The 12,650-nt window shown below is 72.8% G+C and carries 9 protein-coding genes; 8 read left to right on the top strand and 1 reads right to left on the bottom strand.

Features of this window, described 5'->3' with window-relative positions:
* Positions 1-135: 135 nt before the first annotated feature.
* Positions 136-3,141, top strand: a complete 3,006-nt coding sequence (locus tag AB0G35_RS01660; protein WP_360942097.1) for a beta-N-acetylglucosaminidase domain-containing protein — start codon at positions 136-138, stop codon at positions 3,139-3,141.
* A 206-nt stretch (positions 3,142-3,347) separates the two neighbouring features.
* On the opposite strand, the gene AB0G35_RS01655 is transcribed toward AB0G35_RS01660, so the two are convergent.
* A complete protein-coding gene (locus tag AB0G35_RS01655) occupies positions 3,348-3,884 on the bottom strand; it encodes an HNH endonuclease (RefSeq protein ID WP_018088296.1) in 537 nt (178 codons plus the stop codon).
* A 288-nt stretch (positions 3,885-4,172) separates the two neighbouring features.
* Here AB0G35_RS01655 and AB0G35_RS01650 point away from each other — a divergent pair, with 288 nt between their 5' ends.
* The 7 genes from AB0G35_RS01650 (at position 4,173) to AB0G35_RS01620 (ending at position 12,441) form a co-directional block, all read left to right on the top strand.
* Positions 4,173-5,261, top strand: coding sequence for a mechanosensitive ion channel family protein (locus AB0G35_RS01650; protein WP_360941933.1), 1,089 nt, complete (start codon positions 4,173-4,175; stop codon positions 5,259-5,261).
* A 348-nt stretch (positions 5,262-5,609) separates the two neighbouring features.
* Complete coding sequence (locus AB0G35_RS01645; RefSeq protein WP_360942094.1) at positions 5,610-6,749, top strand: ROK family protein; 1,140 nt, start codon at positions 5,610-5,612, stop codon at positions 6,747-6,749.
* 66 nt (positions 6,750-6,815) lie between these two features.
* Entirely contained in the window at positions 6,816-8,156 is a 1,341-nt protein-coding gene (locus tag AB0G35_RS01640; RefSeq protein ID WP_360941930.1) for an ABC transporter substrate-binding protein, read from the top strand.
* Positions 8,157-8,201: 45 nt separating this feature from the next.
* Positions 8,202-9,167, top strand: a complete 966-nt coding sequence (locus AB0G35_RS01635; protein WP_360941927.1) for a sugar ABC transporter permease — start codon at positions 8,202-8,204, stop codon at positions 9,165-9,167.
* A gap of 3 nt (positions 9,168-9,170) precedes the next feature.
* Entirely contained in the window at positions 9,171-10,079 is a 909-nt protein-coding gene (locus AB0G35_RS01630; protein WP_360941924.1) for a carbohydrate ABC transporter permease, read from the top strand.
* Between the two features lie 5 nt (positions 10,080-10,084).
* A complete protein-coding gene (locus AB0G35_RS01625; RefSeq protein WP_360941921.1) occupies positions 10,085-11,383 on the top strand; it encodes a 6-phospho-beta-glucosidase in 1,299 nt (432 codons plus the stop codon).
* Complete coding sequence (locus tag AB0G35_RS01620; RefSeq protein ID WP_360941918.1) at positions 11,374-12,441, top strand: BadF/BadG/BcrA/BcrD ATPase family protein; 1,068 nt, start codon at positions 11,374-11,376, stop codon at positions 12,439-12,441. The genes AB0G35_RS01625 and AB0G35_RS01620 overlap by 10 nt, the downstream gene beginning before the upstream one ends.
* Positions 12,442-12,650: the final 209 nt, after the last annotated feature.

Raw genomic sequence — 12,650 nt, 5'->3', positions numbered from 1 at the left:
TCTGTCCTGACGGACCTCGGCGGGGAGACCAGCGTAGGGATCCAGGGGACGAACGGGGGCCGGCGCGAGCCGGCGAGCAGCGGACGCGGACGAGGAGCAGCCGTGCGAGGCCGGGGCGTGTGGGGCGTCGGAAGAATCGGTAGGAACGCCAGGGGGAACGGCGCGGGCGCCCGGGCACGGGTCGCGGGTACCACCGCACTGGCCGCGGCCGTCATCGGAGGCCTGCTCGGCGGGGTGCCCAGCGCCCAGGCGGCCCCGGCCGACCCGGCCGTCGGCAGCCCCGACCAGCCGGACCGGCCGGCCGGGGCCGGGCAGCCGCCCGCCGTCTGGCCCCGGCCGCAGTCGCTGCGCGACCTCGGCGACGCGGTCCGGCTCGGCGACGCGGCCGTCGTGGTGGCCGCCCCGGACACCGACCCCTACGCCCTGGACGTGGTGCGGCGGCTGCTGCGGGACGCCGGGGTGCGCACCGTGCACGAGGTGGCGCCCGGCGAGCGGCTGCCCGCGGCCGGGCCGGTGATCCGCATCGGCGGCGCACCGGCCGAGGAGGCCCTGCGGGCGCTGCGCACACCGGCCCGCGGCGACCTGCCCGCCGGCGGCTACCGCCTCGCCGTGGGCCAGGTCGACGGCCGCGGCACGGTGGCCCTGGACGGCGTCGGCCCGGACGGCCTCTTCCACGCCGCACAGACCCTCCGGCAGCTCGTCACCGCCGGTCCGGACGGCGGGCGGCAGCTGGCGTCGGTGGTCGTCCGGGACTGGCCCGGCACGGCCGTACGCGGCACCACCGAGGGCTTCTACGGGCAGCCGTGGAGCCAGGCGCAGCGCCTGGCCCAGCTGGACTTCATGGGCCGCACCAAGCAGAACCGCTATCTGTACGCGCCCGGCGACGACCCGTACCGCCAGGCCCGCTGGCGCGACCCGTACCCGGCCGAGCAGCGCGCCGAGTTCCGGGCGCTGGCCGAGCGGGCCCGCGCCAACCACGTCACGCTCGGCTGGGCCCTCGCCCCCGGCCAGGCACTCTGCTTCTCCTCCCAGGAGGACCTGCGGGCGCTGCGCCGCAAGGTGGACGCGATGTGGGCGCTGGGCGTGCGCTCGTTCCAGCTGCAGTTCCAGGACGTCGCCTACGACGAATGGCACTGCGGCGCCGACGAGGACGCCTTCGGCACCGGGCCGCAGGCCGCCGCCCGGGCCCAGGCCAAGGTCGCGGGCGCGCTCGCCGACCACCTCCACGAGCGGCACCCGGACGCCGCGCCGCTGTCGCTGATGCCGACCGAGTACTACCAGGACGGCTCGACGGCGTACCGCGACGCGCTCGCCGAGGCGCTCGGCGGACGGGTCGAGGTGGCCTGGACCGGCGTGGGCGTGGTCCCGCGCACCATCACCGGTGCGGAGCTGTCCACGGCCCGCCAGGCGTTCGGCCACCCGCTGGTGACCATGGACAACTACCCGGTCAACGACTACGCCCAGGACCGGATCTTCCTCGGCCCGTACCGCGGCCGCGAACCGGCCGTGGCCACCGGGTCGGCGGCGCTGCTCGCCAATGCGATGGAGCAGCCGCTGGCCTCCCGCATCCCGCTGTTCACCGCCGCCGACTACGCCTGGAACCCGCGCGCCTACCACCCGGCGGAATCCTGGGACGCGGCCATCGACGACCTGGCGGGCGGCGCCCCGCGGGCCCGGGCGGCGCTGCGTGCCCTGGCCGGCAACGCCGCGTCCTCGCTGCTGAACAAGAGCGAGTCCGGCTATCTGCGGCCGCTGATCGACCGGTTCTGGGCGACCCGCGAGGCCGCGGTCAACGCCGGCCGGCCCGGCAAGGACGCGGACTACCTCAAGGCGGCCAAGGCGCTGCGGGCCGCCTTCCACACCATGAGCACCGCCCCCGACGAGCTCCGTTCCGACCTGGCCGCCGAAATCGGGCCCTGGGCCGCGCAGTTGGCCCGCTACGGGCAGGCCGGCGAGCAGGCGGTGGACACGCTCCTGGCGCAGGCCCGGGACGACGGGGACACCGCCTGGTCGGCCCAGCGGGAGGTGCAGCGGCTGCGCAAGGAGATCGCGCACAGCCCGGCGACCGTCGGCAAGGGGGTGCTCGCCCCGTTCCTGGACCGGGCGATGACCGAGGCCGACGCGTGGACCGGCGCCCGGCGCGACACCCCGCACCCCGAGGAGGGCGCCGACCCGACCGCGATGACCGTGCCGTTCGGCCGGGTCCGCCCACTGGCCGCGGTCACCGCGCTCACCGATCCCGGCCCGTCCGCGGGCGCCGTCTCCCTGGAGGCGCACGTCCCCGGCGAGGGCTGGCGCCGCCTCGGCCGGCTCTCCGCGACCGGCTGGACGGAGTCCACCACACCCCGGCTGCGGGCCGACGCGGTACGGCTGACCTGGGCGAACGGCGCCGAGGCACCGTCCGTCCACGCCCTGACCCCGTGGTTCGCGGACGCCCCGGCGGCCGGTCTGGAGCTCTCCCGCGCCGAGTCGGACGCGCAGACCGGCGGCAGCGCCCGGGTGGACGCCCGGATCTTCTCCCGCCGCCCCGGCGACGTCCGCGGCAAGCTGACGGTCAAGGCCCCCAAGGGCTTCACCGTGCACGCGCCCGAGGAGGTCACCGCGCCGCGCGGCGGCACCGCGATGGTCCCGCTCACCGTGGACGTCCCCGAGGGGGCCCCTTCCGGGACGTACCGGATCCCGGTGGAGTTCGACGGCGCCGAGCAGATCCTGACCGTACGGGCCTATCCGCGCACCGGCGGCGAGGACCTGGCGCGCGGCGCGGTCGCCACGTCCTCCGGCGACGAGACGCCCGACTTCCCGGCGTCCGCGGCCACCGACGGCAACCCCCGGACCCGCTGGTCCTCCCCCGCCGAGGACGGTGCCTGGCTGCAGTTCGCGCTGGCCCACCCGGCCCGCCTGGGCCGGCTCGTCCTCCACTGGCAGGACGCCTACGCCGCCCACTACCGCATCCAGGTCTCACCGGACGGCCGCAGCTGGCGCACGGCCGCGACCGTACGGGACGGCAAGGGCGGCCGGGAGTCGATCAGGATGGACGCGAAGGACGCCCGCTTCGTCCGCATCCAGGGCGAGAAGCGGGCGACCCGGTTCGGGTACTCGCTGTGGTCGGTGGAGGCTTACGCGGTCGAAGACCGCAGATGACTGTCGAAGACCGCAGATGACTGCCGAAGACCGCAGATGACTGCCGAAGACCGCGGGTGACTGCCGAGGACCGCAGGTGAGGCGTACGCAGGGGCGAAGGCCGCCGGGTCTTCCGCCGGGCCCTCGCCGTCGTGGTTGAGTGAGCCACGGCGGCGAGGGTCCGGCGGAATCGGGGACGACCCGGCCCGGACGTACGAAGGCCCGGCCTATGCCGACACGGCATCGATCCGGGCCAAGGCGTCATCCGCGCCGTACGGCTGCAAATACGGCAGCCAGCGCGGATCACGATGACCCGTGCCGATGATCCGCCACGCCAGTCCTGACGGCGGGGCGGGCTGATGGCGCAGCCGCCAGCCGATCTCGGCGACGTGGCGGTCCGCTTTGACGTGGTTGCAGCGCCGACACGCGGCGACGACGTTCTCCCAGGTGTGCTGACCTCCGCGGCTGCGCGGGATGACGTGGTCGACGCTGGTTGCGACGCCACCGCAGTACATACAGCGCCCGCCGTCACGCGCGAAGAGCGCCCGGCGGGTCAGTGGCACGGGGCCACGAAAGGGCACCCGCACGAACCGCTTCAGGCGGACCACACTGGGGGCCGGAATGACACGGGTCGCGCTGTGCATCAGGGCGCCGGACTCCTCAAGGCTGACGGCCTTCTCATTGAGGACGAGGATGAGCGCGCGGCGGAGCGGTACGACGCCGAGCGGCTCGTACGACGCGTTGAGGACCAGGACATGCGGCACGGGTGCCTCCTTGTACGCCGGCGGCGCGTGGCTCGCGCCGGGACGATCTCCCCACAGTGTCCCCCGGTGCCTGGTCGGAGCGCCACCATGACCGGGTAACGGCTCCGAGGTGTTTTCCACCACACCCCGGCCCGGCCCGCCGGATCCGGCTCATTCCCGCCTTCCGTGGATGTGACCGGTCGAACACGGGCGCGGGCCACCCAGGTTGCCCCGTTAGTGTGGTTGGTCAGCCCGGTCGCCGGCTCCCACACCGGTCCGGGTCTGCTGTCCCATACGGAAGGTTCGACTGTGTTCTGGTCCGCTTCGACGGTTGCCGCCGCGCATCTGCGCGCCGCCCCCGCCGGCTCCACCGGCCCGTCCTCGCTCGACGAGGCCACGGAGAAGGCCACCAACGCCGCCGGCTGGGTGCAGGAGAACTGGGGGACGTGGCTCACGTCCGGCCTGCAGATCCTGCTCATCCTCGTGATCGCGGTCGTGCTGCGGCACGTGATACGCCGCACGATCACCAAACTCATCGAGCGGATGAACCGCACCGCGGCCGCCGCCCAGGGCACCGCGCTCGGCGGGCTGCTGGTCAACGCCGAGCGCCGCCGGCAGCGGTCCGAGGCGATCGGCTCGGTGCTGCGCAGCGTCGCCTCCTTCGTGATCATGGGCACGGCCGCGCTGACGGTCCTGTCGGTCCTGCAGATCAACCTGGCGCCGCTGCTCGCGAGCGCGGGCGTGGCGGGCGTCGCGATCGGTTTCGGCGCCCGCAACCTCGTCACGGACTTCCTCTCCGGCGTCTTCATGATCCTGGAGGACCAGTACGGCGTCGGCGACGAGATCGACGCGGGGGTGGCCACCGGTACGGTCATCGAGGTCGGTCTGCGGGTCACCAAGCTGCGCGGCCCCAACGGCGCGATCTGGTACATCCGCAACGGCGAGGTGAAGCGGATCGGCAACCTCAGCCAGGGCTGGTCCACCGCCACCGTGGACGTCGTCCTCGCCGCCGACCAGGACCTTCAGCGGGCCCGGGACACGATCACCGCGGCCGGTGCGGAGATGTCGAAGTCCGAGCCGTGGAACGAGCAGCTGTGGGAGCCGGTGGAGGTCCTCGGCCTCAGCGAGGTGCACCTCGACACGGTCACCCTCTCGGTGGCCGCCAAGACCATGCCGGGCAAGGCCCTGGGCGTGGAGCGCGAACTGCGCTGGCGGATCAAGCGGGCCCTGGACGCCGCCGGCGTCCACCTCGCCCCCCGCCCGGCCCCGGCCGAGGAGGAAGAGCCCCCCGCCGACCCCACGGCCACCATCGCCGCCCCCTCGGCGCTGAACAACCCCACGTCGCCGCAGGCCCAGGCCACGGAGCCGCTGACGGCGGCGTCGAAGCCGGTGAAGTAGGCCGCGACCGGCAGAACGAGGAAGGGAGGGGCGTACCGCCGTTTCGCGGTGCGCCCCTCCTTTCTGTGTGCGCCCGTCCCTTCTGTGTGCGCCCGTCCGTCCTACGTGCGCTCGCCGCCGCCCGCGCGCCCTCCGGGTGCTGCCGCTGCGCCGGCGACGTTCGGCCAACTCACCCCGCCGCGCCCATTGACGCCGCCCGGCGGGCCGCCTACCTTCCCTTTCATCGATTGGAAAGTTTCCTAACAGATGTGGTGGCCGCCGGAGCGGCCACGGGTGAACGGGGTGACGGACGTGGCCGGTGGACAGCAGGCACAGGGGACACCGGGAACGCCGCGGGTGTTGCGCGCCATGAACGACCGGGCGGCGCTCGATCTGCTGGTGTCCCAGGGGCCGCTGACCCGTACGCAGATCGGGGAGCTGACCGGGCTGTCCAAGCCCACCGCCTCGCAACTGCTGGCCCGGCTGGAGGCGGCCGCACTGGTCCGCACCACCGGCAACGTGACCGGACGGCCGGGCCCCAACGCCCAGCTGTACGAGGTCGATCCGGCAGCCGCGCAGGTGGCCGCGCTGGCCGTGGACCAGCTGGGGATCACCGCCGCGGTCGCCGACATCACCGGACAGGTGCTCGGCGAGGAACGGGTCGGCACCGACGCCGTCGGCGCGGACGTACCGAACCGCACCGCACGGCTCGTCGCCCGGGCCGTCGACGGGGCGCTGGCCAAGGCCGGACTGAGCCGCGAGCAGCTGCACGGGACGGTGATCGGCACGCCCGGCGCCCTGGACCCGCAGACCGGCCGGCTGCGCTACGCCCCGCACCTGCCCGACTGGCACTCGCGCGCGCTGAAGGAAGAGCTGGCCGAGGAGCTGGGCACCCCGATCACCATCGAGAACGATGTGAACCTGGCGGCGGTCGCCGAGCAACACGACGGCGCCGCACAGGACTTCGACGACTTCGTGCTGGTGTGGGTGGACGAGGGCGTGGGCGCCGCCATCGTGCTCGGCGGCCGGCTGCTGCGCGGAGCCACCGGAGGCGCGGGCGAGATCGGCTACATGCCGCTGCCGGGCGCGCCGCTGGCCCGGGGCGGCGACCGCAGCGCCGCCCGACCGGACGCCGGCGGCGGCTTCCAGCGGCTGGTCGGCTCCCCCAGCGTCATCGAGCTGGCCCATGCGTACGGGGCGCCCGAGGCCCGCACCGTCGACGAGGCACTGGCCAGGGACGACGTACGGAAAGAGGTCGCGCGGCGGCTGGCCACCGGGCTGGCGGCCGTGGTGGCGGTGGTCGACCCACGGCTGGTCGTGCTCTCCGGGGAGGTCCCGCAGGCCGGCGGGGAGGCACTGCGCGCCCTGGTCGAGGAGGAATTCACCGGACTCGCACTGCCCCGCCCGGAATTGCGGCTCAGTGACATCGACGGCAATCCGATTCTCATCGGCGCGCTCCACACGGCGCTCGCGCAGGCCCGCGATGCGGTGTTCGACACGACGGGCTGACCCGCCGGCCGACCCGCCCGGCCGGACCCACTCCCAGGAATCCTCCCGCCGTAAAGGACGTCCGCCATGCCGCTTTCCCGTCTGCGCCACCGGCTTTCCGCGGCACTGGCCGGCGCCGGACTGCTCCTCTCCGGCTGCGCCCACCCGAGCGTCGGCAGTGACCGCGACGACCCGACCAAGCCGGTCACCCTCACCTTCTGGCACGGCTGGTCGACGCCCGGCGAGACGAAGGCGATCAACGATTCGGTCGCCCGGTTCGAAAATCGGCACCGCAACATCACGGTGAAGGTCGTCCCGAACGTCACCGACGAGACGATGAACCAGGCCCTGCGGGCCGGCGGGGACGACACACCGGACGTGGTCTCGTCCTTCACCACCAACAACGTCGGGCAGTACTGCTCGTCGGGAATGTGGGCGGACCTCGACCCGTTCCTGAAGAAAACCGGCGTGGTGAAGAACGAGGTCTTCCCGAAAACCCTGCTGGATTACACGAGTTACCGGGGTGAGCAGTGCGCACTGCCGCTGCTCGCCGATTCCTACGGGCTCTACTACAACAAGGACGCCTTCAAGGAGGCCGGCATCACCCGGCCTCCACGGACCATGTCCGAACTGAAACGGGACGCCGTCGCACTCACCCGGCGCACCAAGGACGGCTCCTATCGGCGGGTGGGATTCATGCCCAACTTCCGCCTCTACCAGAACAGTCCGGACCGGCTCTTCGCCCAGTGGGAACCCCGCTACTTCGACGGCCACGGAAAATCCCGGCTGGCGAAGGAACCGGCGACCCGGCAATTCCTCACCTTCCAGCGGGAACTGATCGAGGCCCAGGGCGGCTACGGACCGCTGGAGAAGTTCCGTACCACCTTCGGCGACGAAATGTCCTCGCAGAACGCCTTCCTGACGCAGAAGGTCGCCATGCACATGGACGGTGAATGGCGCGGACTGATGCTGCGGCAGGCCAAGGCCCCGTTCGGCTGGGACACCGCGCCGATGCCGGTGCCCGACGACCGGGCCGACACCTACGGCAAGGGATATCTGACCGGCACCGTGATCGGTATCGCACACGGCAGCACCCACCAGAACGCGGCCTGGGAACTGGTGAAATTCCTGACCACGGACACCGATCAGGTGGTCCGGTTCGCCAACGCCATCCACAACGTGCCGTCCACGAAAGCGGCACTGACATCCCCGGAACTGGACGCCGACCCGGCGTTCCGCACCTTCCTCCGCATCGCGCAGAACCCGCACAGCGTCGCCCTCCCGCCGTCCGCCAACGGCGGGCAGTACGTCACCGCACTGCAGGACTTCAGTTACGACATCGAGGCCGGAAAGGTCCCCGATCTCGGCGCGGGCCTGCGCGCACTCGACGCCCAGATCGACGCCGACACCCTCCAGTCCGAGAACTGACGGCCGTCCGGGCAACCGACGGCCGGGAACCGACGGAGAACCGCCATGGCACCCACGACCACCGCCCCCGCACCGGCGCCCGCCCTCCGGCGCAAACGCGCCCGCGAACGGCTGCGCATCCTCGGCTTCCTCTCCCCCTGGCTGGTCGGATTCTCGGTGTTCTTCGGCTATCCGCTGCTCGCCACCGGCTATTTCTCCGTCATGCACTACAACCAGATCGAACTGCCCGAATTCGTGGGCCTGCGGAACTGGACGTACGTCCTCACGCAGATGCCGCTGTTCGGCCCGGCCCTGTGGAACACGCTGTGGCTGGTGGTCGTGATGGTCGCCCTGCGGGTGGTGTTCGGCCTGGGCATCGGCCTGCTCGTCACAAAGATCAAAAACGGCGCCGGATTCTTCCGCACCGCCTTCTACCTGCCCTATCTGGCGCCGCCGGTGGCCGCCACCGTCGCCTTCGTCTTCCTCCTCAATCCCGGCACCGGACCGGTCAACACCATCCTCGGCACGCTCGGCATTCCCGCCCCGTCCTGGTTCAACGACCCCGACTGGGCCAAACCCTCGCTGGTGCTGCTGTCCCTGTGGGGCATCGGCGACCTGATGGTGATCTTCATGGCGGCGCTGCTGGACGTACCGAAGGAGCAGTACGAGGCCGCCGAACTCGACGGCGCGGGCGCCTGGGGGAAGTTCCGGTACGTCACCTGGCCGTCGATCACCCCGATCGTGCTGTTCGCAGTGGTCACCGGCGTCGTCCAGACCATGCAGTACTACACCCAGGCGCTGGTGGCCGGAAAGCTCGCCTCCGGCGTCTCCGTCGGGCCCGGCACCGTCATCCAGCCCGGCTACCCGGACCACTCCACCCTCACCGTCCCGCAGCTCGTCTACTCCCTCGGCTTCCAGAACTTCAACACCGGCGCGGCATGCGTGCTCTCCCTCGTGCTCTTCGCCATCGCCATGGCCGTCACCACCCTGCTGATGCGCAAGCGCGCCGGGCTGCTCACGGCGGAGGACTGACCGATGACCACCACGGCCCTCACCGCCCGCCCCGCCCCGGCCCGTACCGGCCGCCCCGGCGACCGCGCCGCCCGCACCCGCGCCCGCCGCACCCGGCTGCTGCACTGGATCGCGGTGCACACCGTCGCCGTCGCCGCCGCCCTCTTCTTCCTGCTCCCCTTCGTCTTCGTCCTCCTGACCTCCGTGATGAGCGACGGCCAGGCCATGAGCGGCGAGCTCTGGCCGGACTCCTGGCACTGGTCCAACTACGTCACGGTCTTCCGGACCCCCGGATTCTGGGACTGGTGGAAGAACTCCCTGACGTACGCGGGCCTGGGCACCCTCTTCACGGTCTGCTCGGCCGTCCCCGTCGCCTACGCACTCGCCACGTTCCACTTCCGCGGCCGCCGCACCGCGCTCGTCCTGGTCATCTCCACGATGATGCTGCCGCCGCAGGTCGTCGTGATCCCGATGTACCTGGTGTGGGCCCAGCAGTTCCACCTCGCGGGCTCGCTGTGGCCGCTGATCATCCCGATGGCGTTCGGCGACGCGTACTCCGTCTTCCTGCTGCGGCAGTTCCTGCTGACCATCCCGCAGGAGTACCTCGAATCGGCGAAGGTCGACGGCTGCGGGGAACTGCGCACCCTGCTGAGGATCGTCGTACCGATGGCCAAACCGGGCATCGCCGCCATCGCCCTCTTCCAGTTCTTCTTCTGCTGGAACGACTACTTCGGCCCGCAGATCTACGCCGCGCAGAACCCCGCCGCCTGGACGCTCTCCTACGGACTGGAGTCCTTCAAGAGCGCCCACAGCGTCGACTGGAACCTCACCATGGCCGCGACGCTGCTGGTCATGGCCCCGGTCATGCTCGTCTTCTTCTTCGCACAGAAGGCCTTCGTCGAAGGCGTCACCCTCACCGGAGTAAAGGGCTGAACCGCATGCTGCCGTCTGCCGAAGGACGCCCCCGCACCCGCCGCCCGCGCGTCAAGCTCACCGTGGTCGGCGGCGGCTCGACCTACACCCCCGAACTCATCGACGGCTTCGCCCGGCTGCGCGACGTGCTGCCGCTGGAGGAACTCGTCCTCGTCGATCCGGCCCCGGACCGGCTGGAGCGGGTGGGCGGCCTGGCCCGGCGGATCTTCGCCAAACAGGGCCACCCGGGCCGGATCACCTGGACCGACGACCTGGAGGCCGGTATCGACGGCGCCGACGCCGTCCTGCTCCAGCTGCGCATCGGCGGCCAGACCGCCCGCAACCAGGACGAGACCTGGCCGCTGGAGTGCGGCTGCGTCGGACAGGAGACCACCGGCGCCGGCGGCCTCGCCAAGGCGCTGCGGACCGTGCCCGTCGTCCTCGACATCGCCGAACGGGTCCGCCGTACCCACCCGGACGCCTGGATCATCGACTTCACCAACCCGGTCGGCATCGTGACCCGCGCACTGCTGCAGGCGGGCCACAAGGCGGTCGGCCTGTGCAACGTGGCGATCGGCTTCCAGCGGAAGTTCGCCGCACTGCTGGGCGTCGCCCCCGACCAGGTCGCCCTGGAACACGTCGGGCTCAACCACCTCACCTGGGAGCGGTCGGTCCGCGTCGCCGGAAAGGACGTGCTCCCCGAGCTGCTCACCGAGCACGCCGACACCCTCGCCGCCGATCTGCGCCTCCCCCGGCACGTCCTGGACCGCCTCGGCGCCGTCCCCTCCTACTACCTGCGCTACTACTACCAACACGACGCCGTCGTCGAGGAGTTGCGCGGCAAACCGTCCCGGGCCGCCGAGGTCGCCGCCATCGAGCAGCAGCTGCTCGCCCACTACGCCGACCCGGCACTCGACGAGAAGCCGGACCTGCTGTCCCGGCGCGGCGGCGCCTACTACTCCGAGGCGGCGGTGGCCCTGACCTCCTCCCTGCTGGCGGACACCGGCGACACCCAGGTCGTCAACGCCCGCAACAACGGCACGCTGCCCTTCCTGCCCGATGACGCGGTCATCGAGGTCCCCGCCACCGTGGCCGCCACCGGCCCCACCCCCCTCCCCCTCCGCCCCCTCGAACCCCTCTACGCCGGGCTGATCGCCCACGTCACCGCGTACGAGCAGCTCGCCCTGGACGCCGCGCTGCACGGCGGCCGCGACCGGGTCTTCGCCGCACTCCTCTCCCACCCCCTCATCGGCCAGATCGACCACGCCGACCGGCTCACCGACCTGCTGATCGCGCACAACCGGGAGCACCTCACGTGGGCCTGACCGGCACGGCGCTCGCCATCGACGCGGGCAACAGCAAGACCGACGTGGCGTTGGTGACCACCGACGGCCGACTGCTCGGCACGGCCCGCGGCGGTGGTTTCCAGCCACCGGTGGTCGGCACCGCGCGCGCGGTCGACACCCTGGCGCCCCTGGTGGCGGCCGCCCTCGCGGAAGCGGGACGGTCCGGCCCCGTCGGCCACCTCTCCGCCTTCCTCGCCAACGCCGACTTCCCGGCGGAGGAGGAAGCACTGACCGCTGAGCTCACCGCCCGCGGCTGGGCCCGTACGGTGTCCGTCCGCAACGACACCTTCGCGCTGCTGCGGGCCGGACTGCCGGACGACGGGGAGCCGGTGGGGGTGGCCGTGGTGTGCGGGGCCGGCATCAACTGCGCGGGCCTCGGCCATGGCGGGGCCACCGCCCGCTTCCCGTCCGTCGGGCGGATCTCCGGCGACTGGGGCGGCGGTGCGCACCTCGCCGAGGAGGCCCTGTGGTCAGCGGCCCGCGCCGAGGACGGCCGCGGCGCCCCCACCGCACTCGCCCGCACCCTCCCCGCCCACTTCGGCCTGACCACCATGGCCGAGCTGATCGAAGCTCTCCATCTGGGCCACATCCCCCCGCAGCGCCGCCACGAACTCACCCCCCTGCTCTTCACCGTGGCGGCCGACGGCGACCCGATCGCCCGCACCCTCGTCGCCCGCCAGGCCGAGGAGATCGCCGCCATGGCCACCGTCGCCCTGCACCGCCTGGACCTCCTCGCCGATCCCACCCCCGTCGTCCTGGGCGGCAGCGTCCTGGCCGCCCGCCACCCCCTCCTCCACGACCACCTCATCCGCCTGCTCTCCGAGCGCGCCCCCAAGGCCGTCCCCCACGTCCTCACCGCCCCACCCGTCCTCGGCGCCGCCCTCGCCACCCTGGACCACACCGAGGCCCCACCGGAGGCTTACGCGCGGCTACGGCGGGCGTACGGGCGGGGGCGGGGGGCCGGGGGGCGTTTGGGTGAGCGGGGGATGTGTGGGGGAGGGCGGGGGCGTTTGGGTGAGGGCGGGGGACGTGGGTGAGGGCCGGGGGGCGTACGGGCGAGCGCGGGGGGACGTACGGGCGAGCAGGGGGAACGCACGGGCGCGCGCGAGGGGCGTGTGAGCGCCGCTCGGGGCGGGGGTGAGGCGGGTGGGCGGGGAGGAGCGGGGCGGGGCCACCTCTGCTCCCTTCCCCTCCCCTCCCCCGCCCCGTCGCGTCGCGTCGCGTCGCGAGCCGCCCGCCCACCCGC

Origin of the sequence: Streptomyces sp. NPDC021749, assembly GCF_040640655.1 — a bacterium.
Taxonomy (GTDB): domain Bacteria; phylum Actinomycetota; class Actinomycetes; order Streptomycetales; family Streptomycetaceae; genus Streptomyces.
Note: the sequence above shows the minus strand (reverse complement) of the source record. Positions and strands in the feature narration are given on the sequence as shown.

Coding starts and splice junctions, on each gene's coding strand:
- AB0G35_RS01640 (WP_360941930.1), top strand. CDS start 6,816: ATGCCGCTTTCCCGTCTGCGCCACCGGCTTTCCGCGGCACTGGCCGGC.
- AB0G35_RS01625 (WP_360941921.1), top strand. CDS start 10,085: ATGCTGCCGTCTGCCGAAGGACGCCCCCGCACCCGCCGCCCGCGCGTC.
- AB0G35_RS01645 (WP_360942094.1), top strand. CDS start 5,610: ATGAACGACCGGGCGGCGCTCGATCTGCTGGTGTCCCAGGGGCCGCTG.
- AB0G35_RS01635 (WP_360941927.1), top strand. CDS start 8,202: ATGGCACCCACGACCACCGCCCCCGCACCGGCGCCCGCCCTCCGGCGC.
- AB0G35_RS01630 (WP_360941924.1), top strand. CDS start 9,171: ATGACCACCACGGCCCTCACCGCCCGCCCCGCCCCGGCCCGTACCGGC.